Source organism: Altererythrobacter epoxidivorans, assembly GCF_001281485.1.
Lineage (GTDB): Bacteria > Pseudomonadota > Alphaproteobacteria > Sphingomonadales > Sphingomonadaceae > Erythrobacter > Erythrobacter epoxidivorans.
Genome location: NZ_CP012669.1, coordinates 839,730 through 862,576 on the forward strand (window position 1 = coordinate 839,730; position 22,847 = coordinate 862,576).

The following is a 22,847-nucleotide window of genomic DNA, read 5'->3' on the forward strand; positions in this document are numbered from 1 at the left end:
TCGGGCACGATTATCGCGATGATCGCTGGGTAGGAAATCCCGGATCGATTTACGCATCCGATGCATTGCATTAGAGCGCCCACAAGATTCGTTTCCGGAGAAACAAAACATGTCGACAGTCCCCTCAACCGTGCTGGTCATCGGTGCCGGTGGCGTCAGCTCGGTCTGCGTCCACAAAATGGCGATGAACGCCGACATCTTTGGCGATATCCACCTCGCCAGCCGCACCAAGTCGAAATGCGACGCGATTGCCGCGAGCGTGAAAGAGCGTACCGGCCAGGAAGTCAGCACTTACGAGATCGATGCCGAGGAAGTCCCGGCGATGGTCAATTTGATCCGCAAGGTTCAGCCGAGCCTCGTCGTCAACCTCGCGCTGCCGTACCAGGACCTGCCGATCATGGACGCCTGCCTCGAAGCGGGCGTGAGCTATCTCGATACCGCGAACTACGAGCCCAAGGACGAGGCCAAGTTCGAATACCACTGGCAGTGGGCCTATCACGACCGATTCAAGGATGCCGGCCTGATGGCGCTGCTCGGTTCGGGCTTCGATCCGGGCGTGACCAGCGTGTTCACCATGTGGCTGAAGAAGCACAAGCTGAAGACCATCCGCCAGCTCGACATTCTCGACTGCAACGGCGGCGATCACGGTCAGGCCTTTGCCACCAACTTCAACCCGGAAATCAACATCCGCGAAGTGACTGCGCCCGCGCGGCACTGGGAAAACGGCGAGTTCGTCGAAACCCCGGCGATGGGCAAGAAAGTCGAATTCGACTTCGAGGGCGTCGGCCCCAAGAACATGTACATGATGTATCACGAGGAGCTGGAGAGCCTCGCCAAGTTCAATCCCGAGCTTGAGCGCGCGCGCTTCTGGATGACCTTCGGCGATGAATACATCAAGCACCTGACCGTGCTGCAGAACGTCGGCATGACGCGGATCGACCCGATCAAGTACAAGGGCAAGGAAATCATCCCGCTGCAGTTCCTCGCAGCCGTCCTGCCCAAGCCTGAAACTCTGGGCGAGACGACCAAGGGCAACACCAATATCGGCGTCATCGCCACCGGCGAAGCGCTCGACGGGTCAGGCGAGAAAACCTTCTACATCAACAACATCTGCAGCCATGAGGCGGCTTACGAGGAAACCGGCAACCAGGCCGTATCCTACACCACCGGCGTGCCCGCGATGATCGGTTCGGCCATGATGGTCACCGGCAAGTGGGCAGGCGACGGTGTATTCAACATGGAACAGATGGACCCCGATCCCTTCATGGACATGCTCAACGAACACGGCCTGCCCTGGCAGGTGAAGGAAATGGACGGTCCAGTCGACTTCTGATGCCATTCCGAATCTTTCTTGTGCTCGTTTTCGCAGCCTGCGGATTGGTCGCATGTCGCTCATCACTTGATGAAAGCGTCCAGGCGTATCAGGCTGAAGAGTGGCGAAAGGTTTCGGACGAAGATCGAAAAATTTGTGCCTCGAATGGAGGGGCCTACGAAGCGGTCGGTATGGTTGGCGCTCCGAGTTGTGTCGTTCCCTACCTGGATGCGGGTAAAGCCTGCCGCGATTCCAGTGATTGTGAAGGAAAATGTACGGTGGAACTCTCGAACAACCGGAAATTGGACGGGAATCGGACGAGCGGATTTTGCGAAGTTAATAATGCGCATTTTGGATGCTTCGCCGAAATTTTGGATGGTGTTGAGCAGCCGGGACTTTGCGTAGACTGATGGAAACCAAAGCCGGCGATCCGGGCGCATTCGCCCATTTTGACCTGAACCGGGTCGATAGCCCTGCCTTCGTGGTGGACGCGGCGAAGCTGCGCGCGAACTGCCAGATCCTCGCCGACGTCCGCGATGCGGCCGACATCAAGGTGCTGGCCGCGTTGAAGGCGTTTTCCATGTGGTCGGTTGCGCCGATCATCGGCGAGTATCTCGACGGTGTTTGCACCTCCGGCCTGTGGGAAGCTCGGCTGGCCTCCGAGTTCTACGACGGCGAGATCGCTACATACTCCGCCGCCTTCAAGCCGGACGAGCTGGAAGAGATCTGCCGCCTGTCCGACCACGTGATTTTCAATTCGCCGGGCCAGCTGCAACGCGCCGCGCTGATCATGGAGCAAGGCAGGGCAACCGGGGGCGATTTCGACGTCGGCCTTCGCATCAATCCGCAGGTGCCGACAGGCGAAGTGCCGCGATATGATCCATCGTCGCCCGGCTCGCGCCTTGGCTTTCCGCTCGACCAGCTGACCGACGAGCACATGGAGGGCGTGGAGGGCATTCATTTCCACAATCTGTGCGAGCAGGACCTCGAGCCACTGCGCCAGACCTGGGACCGCGTGTTCGACGCGATCGAACCCTATTTCGGCCAGCTCAAGTGGTTCAATATGGGCGGCGGGCATCACATCACCCGCGCCGATTACCAGCGCGAGGAACTGGTCGAATTCCTGCGCGATGCGAAGGAAGACACGGGCGCCGAAATCTATCTCGAACCCGGAGAAGCCGTCGCGCTCGACGCAGGCATATTGGTCGGCACAATTCTCGACACCGGTTTCAACGAAATGCCGGTCGGTATCACCGACGTGTCCGCGACCTGCCACATGCCCGATGTGATCGAGGCGCCCTATCGCCCCGCCATGCTGGGCGAGTTGACGGGTGAAGAGCAGATTCCGATCCGGCTGGGCGGGCCGTCATGCCTCGCAGGCGATGTTATCGGCGATTATCGTTTGCCGGTGCCCGCCGAACCGGGCGCACGTTTCGCCTTCCTCGACCAGGCGCATTATTCGATGGTGAAGACCAACACCTTCAATGGGGTGCCGCTGCCTTCGATCTATCTCTGGGATAGCGAAACCGACGGTCTCGAGCTGGTGCGGGAATTCGGATACGAGGATTTCCGAAATCGGCTGAGCTGATCGCCTGGGCAGTTGTGTTGGGTTAACCTCTGCGCTTTACTGTCCGGCAGGAACGGGTCGTTTCCACATTGGACAGGGGCAATTCATGACATTCAAGTTCGTGGCAGCAGCCGCAATCGCAGCCGCCGTTATTCCGGCGCCAGCCTTGGCGGAAACCACCTATAATCCTGACCGCATCGTCAAATCTGTCGAAAACGACGACCTCGTCGCGATCGTCAAGAGCCTCGATCACGAGGTCGTGCAGATCGCAGACGACAGCCGCCTCGTCGGTGCGAAGGAAAAAGACGGTCTCAGCTACATCCTGATCGGGACCGCTTGCGATGCCAACGGCGTATCGGGCTGCCAGGGTGTGAACATGCAGGTCCGGTGGAACGGAAGCTCGGGCATAACCGACGCAAACCTTGCCGAAGCAAATCTCGAATATGCGGCAATTACCTCGTGGTATCTGGCCGACACCGATTCGCTCGGTTTCAGCCGCTATGTCGTTCTCGATTACGGGATCACGATGGCGAACCTGCGCGAAAATCTGAAGGTCCTTCTCGCGGTTGCGCCCAGGGCGAAAGCGATCGCGACGGGAAGCAACTAGGGCGTAAATCCCTGTTTCAAACCATGCTCAAGTTCGACGGCCCGTTGCATGCGGGCGCTGAACTTCGGAACATGTGAGGATGGCGTCGATTGAATCGGCATGAACACCGAAAACGACGCCATTTTTCATTTGCGATTCACCCTGCAGGCCCTATATGCGCGCTTCCGCTGCCCCAAGGGGACTTCCTAACCGCAAGGCAGCTTGTCGTTTCATGGTTTCAAAGAACCGTTTTGGGGGTCCCTTGAGTTGCACATCTACCCTGACGCTCGGTCTGTAATTCGCGCTCTTGCGCCGGACGAGCCTGTTATCCTGAATCGTCCGCACGCCGCCGCGCGCGCTGCCCGTTTCTTCGTCGAGAAGTTTCCGGGCAAGTCGCTGTACGCGGTGAAGGCGAATCCCACGCCCGACCTGATCGAAGTGCTGTGGGAAGCGGGCATCACCCATTTTGACGTCGCTTCGATTGCCGAAGTGCGCTTGGTGCGCGGCCTCCTGCCCGATGCGACGCTGTGCTTCATGCACCCGATCAAGACGCCCGGTGCGATCCGCGAGGCGTATCACCAGCACGGTGTTCGGACCTTCAGCCTCGATAGCGTCGAGGAACTGGAGAAGATCGTCGAGGCGTGCCGCAATCCCGAAACAGGCGAAGCGGCGACCGACTTGCGGCTCGCGGTGCGCCTGCGCGTCTCGAGCGAATATTCGGAGCTGTCGCTGGCGAGCAAGTTCGGTTGCGACCTGTCGGAAGCGCCGCTGCTGCTCCAGCAAACCCGCCAGCATTGCGACTGGCTTGGCATCTGCTTCCACGTCGGAAGCCAGGCCATGAGCCCGTTCGCCTATGTCCAGGCGCTTGACCGCACCCGCGCAGCGATTGCCGAAGCTTCGGTCGTGATCGACATGATCGATGTCGGCGGCGGTTTCCCGAGCTGGTATCCCGATCTCGAGCCTCCGCCGCTCGAAGATTACTTCCAGATCATCCACCAGCACTTCTATGCGCTGCCGATTGCCTACAACGCCGAGTTGTGGTGCGAGCCCGGCCGTGCGCTATCGGCCGAATATTCCTCGATGATCGTGCGCGTTGAGAAGCGTCGCGGCGAGGAACTCTACATCAACGACGGCGCCTATGGCGCGCTCTATGATGCTGCGCATGTGAACTGGCGTTTCCCTGTTCGTGCGCTGGAAGACGACCTGCGCGATCCCGATGCGGATTTCGCATTCTACGGCCCGACCTGCGACGATGCGGACTACATGAAGGGTCCGTTCCCGCTTCCGTCGGACATCCAGGCCGGCGACTACATCGAGGTCGGAATGCTCGGTGCCTATGGCGCGGCGATGAAGACCGGCTTCAACGGTTTCGGCGATGCGCAACAGGTCGTCGTGACGGATGAGCCGATGGCCAGCCTTTACGATGGCAGCCGCGCGCGTCCGGAAGTGGACAACGTCGTCAGCCTGCGCTGATAGAGGGCAGGGCGGCTCAGCCGCCCTGTTCGCACCACGAATTCAGCTTTTTCGTCGAACCGCTCGACTAACCGTGCGCGGCGCGGTGCTTGTCGAGCACCTTCTTCACGCGGCCCAGCGCTTCACCCACGAGCTTCGGAAATTGCTCCGGCTCGAGATGGAGGATCGCGTTGTGCGCAGCAGCGACGATCTTCGCCTCGTGCCAGCGGATGCCGAGATCGATCGCCCATTCGCGGAACGCGTCGGCTGCGCCTGCTTCCGGCTTCAATGCCTTTGCCAGCGTGGGATGGAAGTCCATGCGGTCCGTCATCGGCAGGACCGAAAGCGGGAAGCCCTTGCGCAGGTAGGTGAAGGTATCATCCACATGGATCACCCCGCTCGCCTTGTGAAGCGCGAGGACGGAGGAGAAATGTACATTTTCGTCGTCGCAGACGAGCGGTACGCCTGCAGGGACCGAGAATTCGAACCACTCGCCAAACTGGCCAGACAGGGCATCGCTTTCGCATAGCGTGTCCTGCCACGGAAGGTCGGGCATCTTGCGCTTGTGGCGCGCAGTTCCATACAGCTTTGCATCCGGAAAGGTGCCGTGCATCCATTCGCAATGCAGCGTGTGGAACGGGTGCAGGTTGAGGATCGCTTCGATCTTCTCACCGCGATCGGTCATGCGGTCCACTTCCTCGCGCACCGCGTCGGGCAGGGTATAGCTGTCTAGGAACACGAAGCGGCCGGGCTCAAACTCGACCAGCGAACATTGCGTTCCGACATTGAGGATGCCGCCAATGCGAAAGTCCCCGCGGATCGAGTAGAAGCCGCTGCCGAGATCGATGATGTCGTCGCTCAAAATGCCCTCCGTGCCTTTGGTCAACAAACGGCGCGGGGCCTATAAGTTTCCCTGCCTGCCAGGTCTCAGTCGAAACCGATGAAATTGGCGCTTTCGTCGACAGATTTGCGATTGGTATAGACGGAGTTCGCCGGGAAGTCCGGGTCCGGCCAGCCAAGTGCGACCGCTTTCATGATGACCTGGTCGTCCGGGATATGCGCATGTTCGCGCACCACGGGCGATTGCATGATGCCTTGCGAGTTGATGACGCAGCCGAGGCCGCGCGACCAGGCGGCATTGACGAGTGCCGTAGTCACAGCGCCGCAATCGAATGCCGTGTCGTCGCTGTCGGAAAGCTCGCGGTCGTAGGTGACGATGACGCAGACGGGCGCATCGAACTGGCGGAAGCCGCGCAGGACCCAGTCCTGCCGTTTTTCCTTGTTGTCGCGCTCGATCCCCATAGCGCCGAACAATTGCACCGCACATTCGACCTGGCGTTCGCGGTGCACTCCCTCGAATGCATGGCCGCGGCGGAATTCGCGGCTGTCGGGCTCGCCTGCGAGGATGCGCTCGGTATTCCCCTTGCGAATACGATCGAGCGGCTCGCCGGTGATGACGTGGAAGTGCCACGGCTGCGTGTTCATCGAGGTGGGGGAGCGCATCGCCATCGACAGCACTTCCTCGATCAGTTCGCGTGGCACCGGCTTGTCCAGATAGCCGCGGATGCTGCGCCGTCCGCGCACGACGTCTTCGTAAGTCTGGTCAGGGCTGCCGGGTGTCACGTTGGTTGGTCCTCTCTCTCTTTGCGCACAGGATTAGACCACCGCGAGCGGCGAGCAAAATCCCTTACGTAAACGTGGTGTCAGGCGGTGAAGTAAGGCCGGTCTCCGGCGATGGTCACACGTTCCATCACGCGCCGCGCCGGGAAATAATCCGATACGGCGAAATGCTGGCATACGCGGTTGTCCCAGAAGGCGACCGAGTTGGGTTGCCAGCGGAACCTGCACTGGACCTCGACGTCCCAGGCGGTCTTGTAGAGGTGGTCGAGCAGCCAGTCGCTCTCCTTTCGTGAGAGGCCTTCGATATGGCTGGTGAAGCCGGTGTTGACGTAGATCGCCCGTTCACCGGTTTCCGGATGGGTGCGGATGACCGGATGCCTCATCGGCGGATATTTCTCGTGCAGTTCCTCCGGCGTCTTGCCGAGGCGTTTGGCGAAGACGCGGGCGATGTCGTGGACCGCCGTCAGCCCTTCGCAAAACTGCTGCATTTTTTCGCTCAGGCGCTCGTAGGCGAGATGCATGTTGGCGAACAGCGTATCGCCGCCGCATTCGGGCACTTCGCGGGCGTACAGGATCGAACCGAGCGAAGGGCATTCGCGCCAGGTGACATCGGAATGCCAGTTGTTTTCCGAACCGCGGCTGTTGGGCCCATGAACGATGCGCAGGACTTCGGGATTTTCCTGGTCCTTCGGTGTTGCGGGATGGATTTCCAGATCACCGAAATGACGGGCAAAGGCGATGTGCTGTTCCTGCGTCATTTCCTGATCGCGGAAGAATACCACGCCATACCTGAGAAGCGCGGCACGGATTTCGGGTATGCGCGATGCGATGTCGCTCGCGCCGAGATTGACGCCATGAATTTCCGCACCGATGGCCGGTGTCATCGGGCGCACATCGAGTGTGCCGGTATCTAGTCCTGTCCTGTCTGCAACGGTCGCCATATTTCTCTCCCCGACGGGAGGATGCGCGATCCTGCGCAAAGGTCAAGCGTCGACGAACTTTCTCGCGCTTTCCCGGCGATGCGGGCAGCCAGGCCAGCAGCAGGGCCGCTTCTTGCCGTCGAGAACTTCCTCGACCATTCGCTGGCGCCGCTTTTCGCGCGTTGCCTCCTGCTTGGCCGAAATGGTCCAGCAGATGTATTCGTTGCGGCCAAGCTCGGTCAGCTTGTCCCACCGGGATTGAAGCCCCGGCACATTCGCCAGCAGATCTTCGATTTCAGGAGGTGTGGAATGCCGGAAGTCGGGATCGGCCGCTTCCGTCATCGCATCAGGCGGCCTTCGCCAGTTCCAGTTCCATCCGGTCCCAGATTTCCACCAGGGCGGCAACGAGTTCGTCCATCATTTCCGCGGTGTGGGCAGGGCCGGGGGTAAAGCGCAGGCGCTCCGTCCCGCGCGGCACGGTCGGGAAATTGATCGGCTGCACATACACGCCGTATTCGGCGAGCAGGATGTCGCTGATCTTCTTGGCGCGGACAGGATCGCCGATCATCAACGGCACGATGTGCGTCACGCTGTCCATCACCGGCAGGCCCGCATCGCGCATCTTCTGCTTGAGCGTGGCAGCGGCAGCCTGCTGGCCATCGCGTTCCACACTTGAAGATTTGAGGTGCTTCACCGCTGCAAGGACGCCGGCAACGAGCACGGGCGACAGCGAGGTCGTGAAGATGAAGCCCGGCGCATAGCTGCGAATGCAGTCGATTATGCGGGTGTCTGCAGCGATATAGCCGCCCATTACGCCGAACGCCTTGCCCAGCGTGCCTTCGATGATGTCGATGCGGTGCGCGGCTTCGTCGCGTTCGGAAATGCCGCCGCCGCGCTTGCCGTACATGCCGACCGCATGGACTTCGTCGATGTAGGTCAGGGCGTTGTATTTTTCGGCAAGGTCGCAGATTTCGTGGATCGGGGCGACGTCGCCATCCATCGAATAGACGCTTTCGAAAGCGATGACCTTGGGCGTGTCATGGTCTTCTGCGGCGAGCAGTTCTTCGAGATGCGCCATGTCATTGTGGCGGAAGACGCGCTTCTCGCTTCCCGAATTGCGGATGCCGGCAATCATGCTGGCGTGGTTCAATTCGTCGGAGAAGATCACGCAGCCCGGCAGCAGCTTCGCCAGCGTCGACAGGGTTGCATCGTTCGAGACATAGCCGCTGGTGAAAAGCAGCGCGCCATCCTTGCCGTGAAGGTCGGCGAGTTCTCTCTCGAGTTCGATGTGGAGGTGCGTATTGCCGCCGATATTGCGCGTGCCGCCCGACCCTGCACCGACGTCGTGCAGCGCGTTTTCCATCGCCTCGATCACCTTGGGGTGCTGGCCCATGGCGAGATAGTCGTTCGAACACCACACGGTAATCGGCTTCGGGCCGTTATGGCCGTGAAAACAGCGCGCGTTCGGAAACGCGCCCTTGTTGCGCATGATGTCGATGAAGACGCGGTAGCGCCCTTCTTCATGGAGGCGGTCGATCGCCTTGTCGAAGATCTGGTCGTAGTTCACGCGGTTGTTCCGCTTATCTGCTGCGGCCAGTGCCGCCGTCCAAGTGGCAGGGACTTAGGCGTTTCGGATGCATTTTGCCACTGCGATCTTTGCGAATGATTCGCGATTACTCAGGGGGTGATTTCCGGTGATTCTGGCGGCGGGTGCGATCAGAAACGGACCAGCTTTTCGATACCGAACCCGGCGAATACCGGTGCGAGTCTCTCGAACTCTTCCAGCGGTCCGGTCGTGACCGCCATGCTCGAAGCAGAGCCGTCGAATTCCTGCCCTTGCGTCAGATGCACGATCCGCCGGGCGATGCCTTCGGCACCGTCGATCAGCGCCACTTCAGGTCCGAATGCCGCCTGTAGTTCGTCCCTCAGCAACGGGAAGTGCGTGCAGGCAAGGACCACGGTGTCGATCCGGTTGCCGCTGGCCATTTCGGTAAGCGCATCGACCGCAGATCGTACAGCGGTACCATCCACCACCTCTCCGCGCAGTTTGGCTTCCGCTGCTTCGACGAGGCCCGGGGCGGCGTGGCGCAACAGCAGCTTGTCTGTGGCGAATTCGGCCTCGAGATTGTCGACATAGGCCTGGCGGATCGTCGCTTCGGTGCCAAGCAGGCCGATCGTCCCGGTCCTGGTCATGGCCGCAGCCGGCTTGATCGCGGGCACGGTGCCGACAATCGGAATTTCGAGCACTTCGCGAACCATGCCGAGCGCGATCGTGCTCGCCGTGTTGCAGGCGATGCAGGCGAGGCGAGGGCGATAGCGTTCGCTCATCCGCCCCAGCAACCCCGCCACGCGCGCGGCGATCTGGGCCTCCGACTTTGTCCCGTAGGGCAATCCGGCCATGTCTGCGGCATAGATCACCGGCGCATCGGGCAGCAGCTTGCGCACCTCTGCCAGCACCGTGAGTCCCCCGACACCGGAATCGAACAGCAGGATGGGGGCGGATGCGTCGGAAATGGTGCTTTCCCGTCTGGCTTGGCTTGTCGAACGCCGGTCTTTTACCTAGGCCTGTTCAAATTGAAAGCAGGGCATCGTCCTGATCTCTAGGGAGGAATGGCGGCAGCCGATGGAAACGCTCTACGCACTCGGTCTGGGATACTTGCTTGGCTCCGTCCCCTTCGGGCTGCTGCTTACGAAAGCGGCCGGGCTCGGCGATGTACGCAACATCGGCAGCGGCAATATCGGCGCGACCAACGTGTTGCGCACCGGGAACAAGGGGCTGGCCGCTGCAACGCTGGTGGCCGACCTCGTCAAAGGGTTCCTGCCCGTCTTCCTGGCAGGGCAGTTCTATCAGGGATACGGCCTGGCAGAGGCGAGCATGGGCCCGATGGCCGCAGCTGCCCTTGGCGCGGTGGTCGGGCATTGCTTCCCGGTCTGGCTCAAGTTCAAGGGGGGCAAGGGCGTTGCGACCAATGCGGGCGTCAGCTTCGGCCTCGGCTGGCCGATCGGTCTCGCCTACGCCATTGTCTGGTTGAGCGTACTTGCTCTGGTCCGCATCAGCTCCGTTGCTGGGATGAGCGCGGTGGTGGCGGCAGCCATTGCCGCTGCCGCATTTGGCTACGAGCAATTCATTCCCGTACTCGCCGTGATCGCCGGCCTGATCATTTTCCTGCATCGCCAGAACATCCAGCGCCTGATCGCCGGTGAAGAGCCGAGGGTCGGTTCGAAAAAATGAGACGGGCAGGCCGCTGATGCAGGACCAGGGGTCGCAGCCGGTCCTCTCGCAAGAGGAAGCATTCGCACGGATCCGATTGCTGCGCAGCCCGCGCATCGGCCCGGTTTCCTATCGCCAGCTTTTGGCCCGGTTCGGCAATGCCCTTGCCGCCATCGATGCCCTGCCAGACGTCGCGGCCAGATCCGGCAGGCAGTATCGCGCCGCCCCTGTCGCATCGATCGAGGCTGAGGTGCAGCAAACCCGCAAGGCCGGTGCACGCTACCTGTTTCACGACCAGCCAGATTATCCGCTGCTGCTGGCGCAGATCGGGGGCGCGCCGCCGATCATCAGCTATCGCGGCAATCTGGCGCTCGCTACCCGGCCGTGCGTCGCCATGGTGGGTGCGCGCAATGCAAGCGCTGCGGCCATCAAGATTGCGCGGGAATTCGCCGCCGCATTGGCCGAGGCAGGCTTCACGGTCGTCAGCGGGCTGGCGCGCGGGATTGATGGTGCCGCCCACGAGGGCGCCTTTCCAGCAACCATCGGCGTCATCGCGAGCGGGATCGAAATCGCCTATCCACCGCAGCATGCCGATTTGCAGGAGAAGATCGCCTGTGACGGCCTGCTGATCGCCGAGCAACCGCCCGGCACCGAACCGCGCGGCAGCCATTTCCCCAGCCGCAACCGCATCATCGCCGGTCTGGCGGCAGGCACACTGGTGGTGGAAGCGGCGCCCAAGTCCGGGTCGCTCATCACGGCACGCCTGGCGGGCGAGGCGGGGCGGGAGGTCATGGCGATTCCGGGAAGTCCGCTCGATGCTCGCAGCCAGGGATGCAATCAGTTGATCCGCGAGGGGGCCGTGCTGGTGCAATCGCCCGACGACGTGGTCGAACTGCTTTCCGGTTTCGACGGTGTTCCGCGATCAAGCTTTCGCGAAAGCGGATCGGAGCAATTCTATGACTTCGAGGATCTGGCCGATTCCGAACCTGCCGACATCGGTAGCCTGCTTACCACCGCGCCGATTGGTGTGGACGAATTGATCCGCCAGTCGGACAGCACGGCAGCTTCTGTCCAGATGGCCTTGCTTGATCTTGAAATATCGGGAAAATTGGTCCGGCATGCTGGTGGGCGCGTGTCGCTTTCAGCCTAGGCAACATTCGGGGGGTATCAATGCAGCGTGACAGGGATTTCGCAGGTTTCATGGGGCAAACGCTCGATCTTGTCGGGCGTAACATTCCCGTCGTCTTCCTCTACATCGTGGTTATCGGCGGGTTGAACGCATTCGGGCTCATGGCGGGCCTCATCGATTCTACGGACACGATCGCCGGTGCCGGAATGGGGTTCAGCGTCGATGCGTCGGACAGCCTGACGTCTGCGGCGTTCCAACTGGGCGTGGCGATCCTATCGATTATCGCCGGCTATTTCGTGCTTTCCAAATTGCTCGAAAGCGCCGGCCGTCTGAAGGCAACGGATACGCGGATCTGGGCCTATATCGGGATGTCGATCCTTTCGATGATCGGCATCGTGCTCGGATTGATCCTGATCATCGTTCCCGGCCTGATCCTGCTGGTGCGCTGGTCGGCAGCATCGGGTTTCCTGATCGGGGGGCGCAGGGGCATTACGGAATCGCTCGGCGCCAGCTGGGAAGCGACCCGTGGTTACAGCTGGTCGATCTTCTTTGCAGCTCTTGTCCTTTTCCTGGGGCTGATCATCATCGCTGGCGCTTTCGGTGCGATGCTGGCGTTCACCGGCATCGACCTGATGATCGCACTGGGATCGAGCATTGGTGAAGCGGCCGGAAACGTGCTGGCCTTTGCCTTCGGAATCGGCGTGTACACGCTCGTTGCCGATGACAGCACGGAAACGGCCGACGTCTTTGCCTGACAGCACCACGGGCATTTCGTCTGAACGGATGACTTGACGAACGCGAAAGCGGGACCCCACTTTGCGCGTACGCACACGTATACGCGTAAGGGACATACAAAATATAATGCAGCTCGTTATCGTCGAGTCGCCCGCAAAGGCGAAAACCATCGAGAAATACCTGGGCAAGGACTTCAAGGTTCTCGCCAGCTACGGACACGTGCGCGACCTGCCGCCCAAGGATGGCAGCGTTCGCCCCGATGAAGACTTTGCGATGGACTGGGAACTCTATCGCGACAAGCAGAGCCGCTTCAAGGAAATAGCCGATGCGGCGAAGAAGGCCGATCGTCTCGTCCTCGCGACTGACCCTGACCGCGAAGGAGAAGCGATCAGCTGGCACGTCCAGGAGCTGCTGAAAAAGCGCAAGGCGCTGCCGTCCAAGGTTGATCGCGTGACCTTCAACGCGATTACCAAGACCGCGGTCACCGATGCGATGAAAAGCCCGCGCGAGCTCGATACCGATCTGATCGACGCCTATCTGGCGCGGCGCGCACTCGACTATTTGTTCGGATTTACCCTCTCGCCGGTCCTGTGGCGCAAGCTGCCCGGTGCGAAATCGGCCGGGCGAGTCCAGTCGGTCGCGCTGCGTCTCATCTGCGAGCGCGAGCACGAGATCGAGATCTTCAAGCCGGAGGAATATTGGTCCGTCCTTGCGAAGATGGAGCATGACGGGACCGAATTCGATGCGCGCCTGGTCCGTTACGACGGGGCCAAGCTCGACAAGATGACGCTGGGCAACGAAGGCAGCGCCATGGCCGCCAAGGCCGCGGTCGAGGGCACCCGCTTCACGGTCGAGGACATCGAGACCAAGCCGTTGAAGCGCAACCCTGCGCCACCGTTCACAACTTCCACCCTGCAACAGGAAGCCGCGCGCAAGCTCGGATTTTCGGCGAGCCATACGATGCGCCTCGCCCAGTCGCTCTACGAGGCTGGCGCAATCACCTACATGCGTACCGACGGCGTCCAGATGGACCCCGGTGCCATCAATGCGCTGCGCGACGCGATTGGCGATCGTTACGACAAGTCGTACCTGCCCGAAAAACCGCGCTTCTATTCGACCAAGGCCAAGAACGCGCAGGAAGCGCACGAGGCGATCCGTCCGACCGATTTCCGCCGCGAGCATGCCGGTTCGGGGGACGAGGCAAAGCTTTACGACCTGATCTTCAAGCGGGCGATGGCGAGCCAGATGTCGGCAGCCCAGCTTGAGCGGACGACCGTCACCATGCGCGATCCGACCGGCAAGCACGAGCTTCGTGCTACCGGCCAGGTCGTCAAGTTTCCCGGCTATTTCGCGGTCTATCAGGAAGGCCGGGACGACAAGTCGGACGATGACGAGGACGGCCTGCTGCCGGTCATGCACAAGGGCGACAGCCCCTTCAGGAAGTCGGTCGAGGCCAACCAGCATTTCACCCAGCCGCCGCCGCGTTATTCGGAAGCATCGCTGGTCAAGCGGCTGGAAGAGCTCGGCATCGGCCGCCCTTCGACCTATGCTTCGACAATCCAGACCCTGCGCGATCGCGATTACGTGCGGATGGAGAAAAACCGTTTCTTTGCAGAGGAATCGGGTCGGCTTCTGACAGCATTTCTCGAACGGTTTTTCCCGACCTATGTCGCCTATGATTTCACTGCGGAGCTTGAAGACGAGCTCGACACGGTTTCCGACGGGCGCGAGGAATGGAAGGACCTGCTCGCCAAGTTCTGGAAGGACTTCAAGCCCAAGGCCGACGAGGTCATGGAGAAGCTGCCTTCGGAAGTGACCGAATCGCTCGACAGCTATCTTTCGGATTTCCTCTTCCCCCCGCGCGAGGACGGCAAGGACCCGCGTTTCTGCCCGCTGTGCGAGCAGGAAGGGCGCGAGGGTGGCAAGCTGGCGCTGCGCGGCGGTCGCTTCGGCGCCTTCGTCGCATGTGCGAACTACCCCGAATGCAAATACACCCGCCGTTTTGCCCAGCCTGGCGCCGATGGCGGCACGGGTGACGAGGACGGCCTGATGGGTACCCATCCTGAAACGGGTGCGGAAATCCATCGCAAATCCGGACGCTTCGGCCCCTATATCGAGATGGAAGTCGACGACGCCAAGAAGCGCGCCTCGATCCCCAAGGATCTCGACGATTTCGACCTCGAATGGGCGATCAAGCTACTCGACCTGCCGCGCATCGTCGGCGCGCATCCCGAAACCGGGAACGAGATCGAAGCCAATATCGGTCGTTACGGCCCGTACCTGCGGCACGACGGCAAATACGCCAAGCTGCAGAACACAAAGGAAGTGTTCGACGTCGGCATGAACCGTGCGGTCGACCTGCTGGCGCAGGCTGCCAACCGCGGCGGTGGCGGGCGCGGCAAGGCCGAGCCGATCAAGACGCTTGGCGCACATCCGACGTCCGGCGGAGAGATCAAGGTGATGCCCGGCCGTTACGGGCCGTATGTCACCGACGGCACGACCAATGCGACCATTCCCAAGGACGTGAAGCCCGAGGAAGTGACCGAGGCGCAGGCGATCGAGCTGATCGACGCTCGCGCTGCCAAGGGGCCGGCGAAGAAGAAGCGCCGCAAGGCTCCCGCCAAGAAGAAGGCACCCGCAAAAAAGACTGCAGCAGCGAAAAAGTAACCACGTCCCGATCCCGCAAATTCACTTTTGCGCGTTGGGAAATCATCAAGATTTCCGCGTTAGCAAGGTCCGATAGCAGAGGACCTGTTGCGTGATCGAAATCGAAGTCCAGAACGAGACGAACCAGTCGCAGGAGCGCATGCGCTTTGCGGCTGTTCCTCGCATTGGGGAGGGGCTGCGCCTGCGCGGTCCCGATGGGATGTGGGCCAGCTACGACGTTCTCGACGTGTGGTACCAGAAAGCCGAATTCGGCGATGTCTGGGTCCCCTATCTTCATGTCTGCATGACGCCCGGCGAAACGGCGGGCGACATCGGAAACGCGGGCTTCGACGTCCAGCGGGAGCTCGAACCATTCAAAATCTGATCAAACGCACGACCGGCCCCAACGCGGGCAAGGGCTCGCCCAGCGGCGAACGCAAGACACTGGCTGAAAAGCTGGCCGATGTCGGCCGCGAGCTCGGCGAGATCGAGGATCCTTCGGAAGATTTTGCAGAGACAGAGGGCACGATCGACGCACGCGCGCTATCCCGCGAAGCGCCGGCCGAAGCTGGAATTGCGGAAGCGTCGGACACAGATGCACTCGTCCGTCAGGCAAAGGCCATGCGCGACATCCACGAAACGCGTCAGGCCCGCCCGAAGCTGTGCCTGATCGTCGATGACAGCCGCGTCATCCGCAAGGTTTCGAGCAAGATCGCAGTCAGCCTGGGCTACCAGGTGGTCGAGGCCGAAAACGGTGAAGAAGCCCTTGCTCGCTGTAAGCAGCGCATGCCCGACCTGATCCTGACCGACTGGCAGATGCCGGTGATGAGCGGTCCCGAATTCGTCGCGGCCTTGCGCGCCATTCCGACGGTCCATGAACCGACCGTCGTGTTCTGCACGTCGAAGGGCACGGCAAAGGACGTTCACGAAGGGATCCGTGCGGGCGCCGACGATTATATCGTCAAACCGTTCGAGGAATCGGCCCTGAAGGCAAAGCTCGAAAAACTCGGCGTCCAGTAAGCCTAGGCGGACAAAGAGAAATAGCCGGCGGTCAGGCTGATCGCCAGCGCGACCATGCTCGCAGCCAGGGCAAAAGCCGCAGGCCGACCGCGCGATTTCCCGTAAGCGAGCGTCACTCCCAGCTTGACGGTCATGTTGGCGAGGATAGTGCCAGCTATCGCCAGCGCCGCCAGTTCATTGGCGATTGTACCCGGTTCCAGCCCGCCAGCAGTCACGATAGCCGCATCGACATCCATGCTGCCCATCAACAGCAGGAGCACGGCGATGCCTTCTTCACCGAAGTTCGCTTGCGCCCAACGCGCAGCGACGGCGGCCACCGCAATGAAGGCAACGAAGGTAAAGGCGGGAATGAGCGCGATGGGATTGCCGGGTGGGGTTGCGCCCGAGCTGTCCGAAGCGCGGCGATAGAGCCAGAAGCTGACGACGAACCCGACCAGCAGGGCGGGGGCTACCAGCTTTATGAAAGGGACCAGCAACGGGCTTGCGAGCACTGCGACCAGCACGATTACGCGCAGGTACATCACTGCCGTCGCGAGCGCGATCCCGGCGTTTTCGGCGCTTCCACCGGTACCTGCACCGAGCTTTTGCGAAAACGACTGGGTCACTGCGGTCGAACTGTAGGCCCCGCCAATGACTGCGGTGGCGATCGTGCCCTTTCGCGCGCCGAAGATGCGGTTGGCGACATATCCTGCGAAGGAAAAGCCGGTGACGATGACGACCACGAACCAGAGCGAGGTCGGCTCCCACGCGTCGTAAGGTCCGTAGCGGCCTTCCGGCAGGAACGGGAACACAGCAAGCGCGATCACGGCATAACGGGCGAATGCCTTCACGTCGGCCTCATCCAGGGAACGCAGCATGCCGTGCAATTCGCTGCGCAAGGCCAGGACGAGCGTGACGATGGCAGCGCCGGCGACAGCGATTGCAGGCTCTCCAATCCCCGCAATGAACCCGAGCGAAAGTGTCACCATGGCCGCGACTGCCGTCGTCGCATCCGGCTTTCCGTCGAGCTTTATGCTTTGCCAGAACCCGATTGCGACCACGCCGACACAGCCTGCGACGAGGATTGCAGCCACCGCCTGGTATCCTGCCGCCGATAGCCAGCCCGACAGACCAGCCATCGCGCCCAGCAGAGTGAATGTCCGTATTCCAGCAACGCGCCTGCCGCTCTGCCAGCCGCGCAGGTTCCAGCCGCGCTCGATCCCGATCAACAGCCCGACCGCGAGCGCGGAGAACAAGTGGAGCAAATCAGCGGATGGCATGGCGGGCACGATCTCAGGCGCTCACTGCAATGGGAATGCGCCATCGTCGGACGTCATCACTGTCCTGAAATATTCGCAGGCGATCATGAGGTCGTCATCAACCGCGACGCCGCTGCCGCTAAGCACGCGTTGGTAATAGGCGCGATGTGCGTCGCGCCACCATTCCAGCGTGAGGTCGCCTTCACCTTCTGCGCGGGCGAAGTCTTCATCGATTTCGCCGAAACGGCGTATGTCGACCCGGGTAGTCTCGATCACGGCCATCGCCTTGCCGCCGAAATCCGTGACGATGAACAGTTCGCCGGGTTGGGCGACCTCCAACCCCGCCAGTTCAAGCTCTTTCAGGCTCGATGCGGTGGCTTGTTTGCGACCTGCCACGACAAGGTCTGCGCAGATATCCGCTGCATCCTTCGTGTCACAGAAATGGAAGGAGAGCGGGACGTCCTCCGGCGCATGAGGATTCGCGGCGCGAAACCGCATCCATAGCCGGCTGACGCTCGGGTTGGTCATCGCACCCAGTCGAGGCCCATTTCCTCGAAGACTTCCTTGTCCTCGGCCCAGTTCTCGCTGACTTTCACATGGAGGAACAGGTGGACCTTCACGCCGAGGATTTCGGCCATTTCCTTGCGCGCAGCTTCGCCGATTGCCTTGATCCGGCTACCTCCCTTGCCAAGGACGATGGGTCGCTGGCTTTCCCGCCCGACCACGATCTGCTGGTGGATTTCGAGGCTGCCGTCGGGCCTGTGCTGGTAGAGTTCGGGGCGGACTGCCGAATCGTAGGGCAGTTCCTCGTGCAATTGCTGGTACAGCTGTTCGCGGGTGATCTCGGCAGCCAGCAGCCGTTCCGAAGCGTCTGAAACCTGGTCTTCGGGATAATGCCACGGTCCCTCGGGCATGAGATCGGCCAGGGCAGCCTTCATTTCGGGAACGCCGTCCCCGGTCAGGGCCGATACGAAGAACACCTCTCCGAACTCGATCTTGCCGGTCAATTCCTGCGCCAGTTCCAGAAGCGGTTCCTTCTTCGCCTTGTCGACCTTGTTGAGGACGAGGATCTTGCGCTCGGGCCGGTTGGCAAGGACCTCGATCAGGGGTTCAAGTTCGTGGCGGCGCTGCTTGATGGGGTCGACCAGCAGCAGGATCGCGTCGGCCGCTTCCGCGCCTTCCCATGCCGCGCTGACCATCGCCCGGTCGAGCCTGCGGCGGGGTGCAAAGATACCGGGCGTATCCACCAGTATCATCTGCGTATCGCCTTGCAGCGCGATGCCGAGCATTCGCGCGCGCGTCGTTTGCGCCTTGGACGAAGTGATCGCGACCTTCTGGCCGACAAGCTGGTTCACAAGCGTCGATTTGCCCGCGTTGGGGGCGCCGATCACTGCGACAACGCCGCACCTGGTCTGGCTGTCGTCACTCATCCGTATTGCTCCATAAATGCTTGTGCAGCGCGCCGTTCGGCTTCCTGCTTGCTGCTGGCGGTTCCTTCCGCAGAGCCCACCTTGTGGACACTGACACGAACCGTGAATTGTGCTGCATGATCGGGTCCGGACCGGTCGATCAGTTCGTATTCCGGCGGCTTGCGCTGGTTGCCGGCGGCCCATTCCTGAAGCGCGCTCTTGGGATGCTTTGCCTGCCCCAGATCGCCTTTCAACTCTTCTGCCCACCATTGGTGGACGAGGTCGCGTGTGCTGGCAAATCCATGATCGAGGAAATGCGCGCCGAGCACCGCCTCCATCACATCGCCGAGGATGTTGTCGCTGTTGCGCGCGCCATCGTCGCGGGCCTGTTTGCCCAGTCGCACATGTTCGGGCAGGCCGATCTTGCGGGCAATGCGCGCACAGGTCTGGCCGCTGACGAGCGCGTTCAACCGCTGCGACAACTTGCCTTCGGGCGCGTTGTTTTCGGCGAACAGCCACTCTGCCACCGACAGGCCGAGGACGCGGTCGCCCAGGAATTCGAGCCGTTCGTAATCGCTATCCGCTTCGAAACTGCCGTGGGTAAGCGCGTCGAGCCACGCCTCTTCGTCGACGATCTCGATGCCGAGATTGTCCAGCCATTCGCGAGTTTCGGCTGAAATCCCGCTCATATTCCGGACCCCATCCGGTTCCAGCGCGCGGCGGAGAACCAGGTCCAGGGCTTGATCCATTCCGCGCTGCCATCGGTGGACCACATCATCACGCTCGCCTTGCCGACGAGGTTCGCCTGCGGGACAAGGCCGACACCGCCTGCAGGCATTGCTGGAAAGCGGCTGTCCTGCGAGTTGTCGCGGTTGTCGCCCATCACGAACATGCGGTCTTCCGGCACGATTGCCGGGCCATAATTATCGGCCGGCGTCATGCCGAAATCGAGCACTTCGTAAGTTTTGCCCGAGGGCAGCGTTTCGCGATACCGCATATAGCGGCAGACATCGCCTCCATCAGCATCCTTGCCCGGTGTCGCACCCCATGCGCATGGCGTGTTGGGGGAAACGGGGATCATGAAATCCTCGATGCGCGTCTTGGGCACAGGGGTGCCGTTCAGCACCAGCTGCCCGCTGCGCATCTCGATCGTGTCGCCGGGCAGGGCGATGACCCGCTTGATATAGTCGGTCCCGTCGATCGGATGCTTGAAGATAACGACATCGCCGCGCTCGGGCTGCTGCGCCAGGATTCGCCCTGGAATCAGCGGCACTTCGCCGGGAAGCGAGTATCGCGAATAGCCATAGGACCACTTGGAGGCGAGCAGGTAGTCGCCGTTCCACAGGCGTGGCAGCATGCTTTCCGACGGGATCGAGAAGGGAGAGAAGAAGAAGCTGCGGAATATTAGCACCGCAACCACCAGCTTCAGCACGAACCCCAGGAAACTTCCCCAGGTCTCGCGCTTTTCCTCACCACCCTCGGGCGATGCAATCGTATCTTCGGTCTTTCCATCCATTGCTGACGTCCCTAGTCGCCACTTCAACGCCAAGGAAGGATTTTTGCATGAGTTCCCCCGTCCAGTCCGCCTGGGACAATCTCCGCGCCCTGCCGAACCGCACGCTTGTCGAGCTTTTCGAGGATGGCGAACGGGTCGGGAAAATGGGGGGCAGGATCGAATGGGACGCGGAAGAGGGAAGCAATGGCATCCTGTTCGACTGGTCCAAGACGCACCTTTCGGATGAACTCCTTGGCGGCTTCGAAGCGCTTGCAGCGGCGACCGATTTTGGCGGCAAACGCGCAGCCTTGCTGACCGGGGAAAAGATCAACGTGACCGAAGGCCGCGCGGTCGAACATACCGCACAGCGCGGGATCGGGGCGGAACCTTCGGTAGAAGAGGCGATGGCACTCCACGCCCGCATGCGCATGCTGGTCGAGGCGATCCACCAGGGCGCTCTCGGCGAGGTAAAGCACCTCATCCATATCGGCATCGGCGGCAGCGCATTGGGTCCGGCGCTAGCAGTCAATGCGCTCACCCGCGACCTCGAACTGGTCGATGTGCATGTCGTTTCGAACATCGATGGCGTCGCGCTGGAAGAGGCGTTCGCCGCGTGCGATCCGGCGACGACGCTGGTCGCTGTGGCGAGCAAGACCTTCACCACGATCGAGACCATGACCAATGCGCAGAGCGCGCTGAAATGGCTGTCCGACAACGGCGTGACCGACCCTTCGGGCCGGGTGATTGCACTGACCGCTTCCCCTGAAAAGGCGGTCGAATGGGGTGTCGATGAAACCCGCATCCTGCCTTTCGCCGAAAGCGTAGGCGGTCGTTACTCGATCTGGTCTTCCATCGGTTTCCCCGTCGCGCTGGCCGTTGGCTGGGACGAATTCGAAGCCATGCTGGCGGGCGCAAGGGCAGTCGACGTGCACTTCAGCGAGACAGAGGGGCGCCACAACCTGCCCCTGCGCGCCGCATTCGCCGACCAATATTATGCTCGCCTGCGCGGATGCGAGACCCGCGCGGTCTTTGCCTATGACGAACGACTGGGCCTGTTTCCCGATTACCTCCAGCAGCTGGAAATGGAATCGAATGGCAAGCGCGTGACGAGCGAGGGCGAGCCGGTCAATGGGCCGACCGCGCCGATCACCTGGGGCGGGGTGGGGACGGATGCCCAGCATGCGGTTTTCCAGCTGCTGCACCAAGGCACGCACCTCGTGCCGGTCGACTTCATCGCCAGCATTGCGCCGGGCGACGCGCTGGACCCCGCGCATCACCAGATCCTTCTGACCAATTGCTTTGCGCAAGGCGCAGCGCTGATGGCCGGCGGCAACATGGCTGCAGATGGCAAGGACCCGGCGCGCGCCTTCCCCGGCGACAGGCCGAGTGCGACCATGCTGTGCGACGATCTCGATGCTGCGACTCTAGGCGCCCTCATCGCTTTTCACGAACACCGGACGTTTGCGAATGGCGTGCTGATGGGGATCAATCCCTTCGACCAGTTCGGCGTGGAGCTGGGCAAGAAAATGGCGAAGGACATCGAGGGCGGAGAGGCTTCCTTCGATCCCAGCACGACAGAACTGCTGAAGGCTGCGGGGCTGGGAGGCTGAAGACCTTCCCTGCGCGCTAGATCGCGGGGTCGACTGCTCTGCGATAGAGGTGCCAGGTCGCGTGGCCCAGCACGGGCAGGACGACCAGCAGGCCGAGGAACAGCGGGATCATCGCAGCGAAAACGCTGACCGCAACCATTGCTGCCCAGAACAGCATCACCGCAAGGTTGCTGCGCACGAAACGTACGCTCACGATCGTTGCGGAGATGAAGTCGACTTCGCGGTCGATCAGCATGGGGAAGCTGATGACGGTCATGGAGAAAAAGGCGAACGCCATCGCTCCACCGATCAGGCTGCCGACAACCAGCATTGCCACGCCCGGCCCCGATCCAAGCGTCTCGAGCCAGTCTGCCCCGAGACCGGATTCGCCCAGGAATATGCCGAAAATGCCGTGGGCGATGATCACCCAGAAGGAAAAGACGACGAAGGCAATCACGCCCATCAGTGGCAGCTGGTCGTCACCCCGGCCCCTGACGGCGGTGAGGATTGAGGCCCAGCGGATCGGCTCGCCCGACTGGATGCGGCGACTTACCTCGTAAAGGCCGGCTGCGGCAAAGGGAGCGAGGATCGGGAAACCGGCGGCGGCGGGGATCAGCCACGCCATGTCAGAGCGGCCATCGAGGACGAAGAACAGGAACAGGCCCGCAGCGACGAATATGCCGGAAAAGAACAGGCCGCAGGTCGGGCGGGTTCGGTAATCCCGCCATCCCGCGCCGAGCGCCCGAAACAGGTCGCCGATCGTCAGGTCGCTTGCCACTGGCATTGCGGCCGCTTGCGGTTGAACCGTCGTTTCCATCGCCCTCTCCCCATGAAAGCTGGCAGCGAAATTGGCTCAAAACAGCCGTTTCATCAAGACCGGAGCCGCCTCATTCGGCGAAATCCTTTGACTTTTTGCGC

24 protein-coding genes are annotated in these 22,847 nt (G+C 61.6%); 12 read left to right on the forward strand and 12 right to left on the reverse strand.

The window, feature by feature from the left end; genetic code table 11:
• Positions 1-109 precede the first annotated feature (109 nt).
• The 5 genes from AMC99_RS04325 to AMC99_RS04345 all read left to right on the forward strand — a co-directional run bounded on the left by AMC99_RS04325 (position 110) and on the right by AMC99_RS04345 (position 4,938).
• Positions 110-1,333: a saccharopine dehydrogenase family protein gene (locus AMC99_RS04325; RefSeq protein WP_061923268.1), complete on the forward strand. Its 1,224-nt coding sequence runs from the start codon at positions 110-112 to the stop codon at positions 1,331-1,333.
• Positions 1,333-1,722 (forward strand): hypothetical protein, encoded by a 390-nt coding sequence (locus AMC99_RS13950; protein WP_157058249.1) that lies wholly within the window; start codon positions 1,333-1,335, stop codon positions 1,720-1,722. The genes AMC99_RS04325 and AMC99_RS13950 overlap by 1 nt, the downstream gene beginning before the upstream one ends.
• Positions 1,722-2,900, forward strand: coding sequence for a carboxynorspermidine decarboxylase (locus tag AMC99_RS04335; protein WP_061923274.1), 1,179 nt, complete (start codon positions 1,722-1,724; stop codon positions 2,898-2,900). Before AMC99_RS13950 ends, AMC99_RS04335 begins: the two co-directional genes overlap by 1 nt.
• Before the next feature lie 85 nt (positions 2,901-2,985).
• Positions 2,986-3,486, forward strand: coding sequence for a type III secretion system chaperone family protein (locus AMC99_RS04340; RefSeq protein WP_061923277.1), 501 nt, complete (start codon positions 2,986-2,988; stop codon positions 3,484-3,486).
• A 246-nt stretch (positions 3,487-3,732) separates the two neighbouring features.
• On the forward strand, positions 3,733-4,938 hold the full coding sequence (locus AMC99_RS04345) for a type III PLP-dependent enzyme (protein ID WP_061927710.1): 1,206 nt from the start codon (positions 3,733-3,735) through the stop codon (positions 4,936-4,938).
• Between the two features lie 67 nt (positions 4,939-5,005).
• On the opposite strand, the gene AMC99_RS04350 is transcribed toward AMC99_RS04345, so the two are convergent.
• From AMC99_RS04350 to murI, 6 genes are all read right to left on the reverse strand, one after another.
• On the reverse strand, positions 5,006-5,779 hold the full coding sequence (locus AMC99_RS04350) for a hypothetical protein (RefSeq protein WP_061927712.1): 774 nt from the start codon (positions 5,777-5,779) through the stop codon (positions 5,006-5,008).
• Between the two features lie 65 nt (positions 5,780-5,844).
• Complete coding sequence (locus tag AMC99_RS04355; RefSeq protein ID WP_061923280.1) at positions 5,845-6,540, reverse strand: nitroreductase; 696 nt, start codon at positions 6,538-6,540, stop codon at positions 5,845-5,847.
• A gap of 80 nt (positions 6,541-6,620) precedes the next feature.
• Positions 6,621-7,478: a TauD/TfdA dioxygenase family protein gene (locus tag AMC99_RS04360; RefSeq protein ID WP_061923283.1), complete on the reverse strand. Its 858-nt coding sequence runs from the start codon at positions 7,476-7,478 to the stop codon at positions 6,621-6,623.
• Positions 7,479-7,520: 42 nt separating this feature from the next.
• Complete coding sequence (locus tag AMC99_RS04365; RefSeq protein WP_061923286.1) at positions 7,521-7,799, reverse strand: YdeI/OmpD-associated family protein; 279 nt, start codon at positions 7,797-7,799, stop codon at positions 7,521-7,523.
• A 4-nt stretch (positions 7,800-7,803) separates the two neighbouring features.
• A complete protein-coding gene (gene hemA, locus AMC99_RS04370) occupies positions 7,804-9,024 on the reverse strand; it encodes a 5-aminolevulinate synthase (RefSeq protein WP_061923289.1) in 1,221 nt (406 codons plus the stop codon).
• Between the two features lie 149 nt (positions 9,025-9,173).
• The gene (gene murI, locus AMC99_RS04375) at positions 9,174-9,971 is read right to left on the reverse strand and encodes a glutamate racemase (protein ID WP_061923293.1); all 798 of its coding nucleotides are present in this window, start codon (positions 9,969-9,971) and stop codon (positions 9,174-9,176) included.
• 109 nt (positions 9,972-10,080) lie between these two features.
• Between murI and plsY the strand changes: the two genes are divergently transcribed.
• From plsY to AMC99_RS04405, 6 genes are all read left to right on the forward strand, one after another.
• Positions 10,081-10,689, forward strand: coding sequence for a glycerol-3-phosphate 1-O-acyltransferase PlsY (gene plsY / locus AMC99_RS04380; protein WP_061923297.1), 609 nt, complete (start codon positions 10,081-10,083; stop codon positions 10,687-10,689).
• A gap of 16 nt (positions 10,690-10,705) precedes the next feature.
• Positions 10,706-11,818 (forward strand): DNA-processing protein DprA, encoded by a 1,113-nt coding sequence (dprA, locus tag AMC99_RS04385; protein WP_061923300.1) that lies wholly within the window; start codon positions 10,706-10,708, stop codon positions 11,816-11,818.
• A 20-nt stretch (positions 11,819-11,838) separates the two neighbouring features.
• Entirely contained in the window at positions 11,839-12,552 is a 714-nt protein-coding gene (locus AMC99_RS04390) for a hypothetical protein (RefSeq protein WP_061923303.1), read from the forward strand.
• A 106-nt stretch (positions 12,553-12,658) separates the two neighbouring features.
• Complete coding sequence (topA, locus tag AMC99_RS04395; protein ID WP_061923306.1) at positions 12,659-15,199, forward strand: type I DNA topoisomerase; 2,541 nt, start codon at positions 12,659-12,661, stop codon at positions 15,197-15,199.
• A 91-nt stretch (positions 15,200-15,290) separates the two neighbouring features.
• On the forward strand, positions 15,291-15,563 hold the full coding sequence (locus AMC99_RS04400; protein ID WP_232301508.1) for a hypothetical protein: 273 nt from the start codon (positions 15,291-15,293) through the stop codon (positions 15,561-15,563).
• 236 nt (positions 15,564-15,799) lie between these two features.
• Positions 15,800-16,198, forward strand: a complete 399-nt coding sequence (locus AMC99_RS04405) for a response regulator (protein ID WP_061923311.1) — start codon at positions 15,800-15,802, stop codon at positions 16,196-16,198.
• Positions 16,199-16,200: 2 nt separating this feature from the next.
• On the opposite strand, the gene AMC99_RS04410 is transcribed toward AMC99_RS04405, so the two are convergent.
• The 5 genes from AMC99_RS04410 to lepB are packed head-to-tail and all read right to left on the reverse strand — an operon-like array spanning position 16,201 to position 20,361.
• Positions 16,201-17,457 (reverse strand): MgtC/SapB family protein, encoded by a 1,257-nt coding sequence (locus AMC99_RS04410; protein WP_061923314.1) that lies wholly within the window; start codon positions 17,455-17,457, stop codon positions 16,201-16,203.
• Positions 17,458-17,478: 21 nt separating this feature from the next.
• Entirely contained in the window at positions 17,479-17,934 is a 456-nt protein-coding gene (locus AMC99_RS04415; RefSeq protein WP_198143569.1) for an ASCH domain-containing protein, read from the reverse strand.
• 26 nt (positions 17,935-17,960) lie between these two features.
• Positions 17,961-18,866: a GTPase Era gene (gene era / locus AMC99_RS04420; RefSeq protein WP_061923320.1), complete on the reverse strand. Its 906-nt coding sequence runs from the start codon at positions 18,864-18,866 to the stop codon at positions 17,961-17,963.
• Positions 18,863-19,534, reverse strand: a complete 672-nt coding sequence (rnc, locus tag AMC99_RS04425) for a ribonuclease III (RefSeq protein ID WP_061923323.1) — start codon at positions 19,532-19,534, stop codon at positions 18,863-18,865. Before rnc ends, era begins: the two co-directional genes overlap by 4 nt.
• Complete coding sequence (gene lepB, locus AMC99_RS04430) at positions 19,531-20,361, reverse strand: signal peptidase I (RefSeq protein ID WP_061923326.1); 831 nt, start codon at positions 20,359-20,361, stop codon at positions 19,531-19,533. The genes rnc and lepB overlap by 4 nt, the downstream gene beginning before the upstream one ends.
• Positions 20,362-20,408: 47 nt before the next feature.
• Between lepB and pgi the strand changes: the two genes are divergently transcribed.
• Entirely contained in the window at positions 20,409-21,950 is a 1,542-nt protein-coding gene (gene pgi / locus AMC99_RS04435) for a glucose-6-phosphate isomerase (protein WP_061923329.1), read from the forward strand.
• A 16-nt stretch (positions 21,951-21,966) separates the two neighbouring features.
• Here the strand turns inward: pgi and AMC99_RS04440 are convergent, their stop codons facing one another.
• On the reverse strand, positions 21,967-22,746 hold the full coding sequence (locus AMC99_RS04440; RefSeq protein ID WP_061923332.1) for a DUF2189 domain-containing protein: 780 nt from the start codon (positions 22,744-22,746) through the stop codon (positions 21,967-21,969).
• Positions 22,747-22,847: the final 101 nt, after the last annotated feature.

Bases quoted from the DNA above. Each gene is read 5' to 3' on its own strand.
- AMC99_RS04325 (WP_061923268.1), top strand. From the start codon at position 110: ATGTCGACAGTCCCCTCAACCGTGCTGGTCATCGGTGCCGGTGGCGTC.
- AMC99_RS13950 (WP_157058249.1), top strand. From the start codon at position 1,333: ATGCCATTCCGAATCTTTCTTGTGCTCGTTTTCGCAGCCTGCGGATTG.
- AMC99_RS04335 (WP_061923274.1), top strand. From the start codon at position 1,722: ATGGAAACCAAAGCCGGCGATCCGGGCGCATTCGCCCATTTTGACCTG.
- AMC99_RS04340 (WP_061923277.1), top strand. From the start codon at position 2,986: ATGACATTCAAGTTCGTGGCAGCAGCCGCAATCGCAGCCGCCGTTATT.
- AMC99_RS04360 (WP_061923283.1), bottom strand. From the start codon at position 7,478: ATGGCGACCGTTGCAGACAGGACAGGACTAGATACCGGCACACTCGAT.
- AMC99_RS04365 (WP_061923286.1), bottom strand. From the start codon at position 7,799: ATGACGGAAGCGGCCGATCCCGACTTCCGGCATTCCACACCTCCTGAA.
- plsY (WP_061923297.1), top strand. From the start codon at position 10,081: ATGGAAACGCTCTACGCACTCGGTCTGGGATACTTGCTTGGCTCCGTC.
- dprA (WP_061923300.1), top strand. From the start codon at position 10,706: ATGCAGGACCAGGGGTCGCAGCCGGTCCTCTCGCAAGAGGAAGCATTC.
- AMC99_RS04390 (WP_061923303.1), top strand. From the start codon at position 11,839: ATGCAGCGTGACAGGGATTTCGCAGGTTTCATGGGGCAAACGCTCGAT.
- topA (WP_061923306.1), top strand. From the start codon at position 12,659: ATGCAGCTCGTTATCGTCGAGTCGCCCGCAAAGGCGAAAACCATCGAG.
- AMC99_RS04405 (WP_061923311.1), top strand. From the start codon at position 15,800: ATGCGCGACATCCACGAAACGCGTCAGGCCCGCCCGAAGCTGTGCCTG.
- AMC99_RS04410 (WP_061923314.1), bottom strand. From the start codon at position 17,457: ATGCCATCCGCTGATTTGCTCCACTTGTTCTCCGCGCTCGCGGTCGGG.
- AMC99_RS04415 (WP_198143569.1), bottom strand. From the start codon at position 17,934: ATGCGGTTTCGCGCCGCGAATCCTCATGCGCCGGAGGACGTCCCGCTC.
- era (WP_061923320.1), bottom strand. From the start codon at position 18,866: ATGAGTGACGACAGCCAGACCAGGTGCGGCGTTGTCGCAGTGATCGGC.
- rnc (WP_061923323.1), bottom strand. From the start codon at position 19,534: ATGAGCGGGATTTCAGCCGAAACTCGCGAATGGCTGGACAATCTCGGC.
- lepB (WP_061923326.1), bottom strand. From the start codon at position 20,361: ATGGATGGAAAGACCGAAGATACGATTGCATCGCCCGAGGGTGGTGAG.
- pgi (WP_061923329.1), top strand. From the start codon at position 20,409: ATGAGTTCCCCCGTCCAGTCCGCCTGGGACAATCTCCGCGCCCTGCCG.
- AMC99_RS04440 (WP_061923332.1), bottom strand. From the start codon at position 22,746: ATGGAAACGACGGTTCAACCGCAAGCGGCCGCAATGCCAGTGGCAAGC.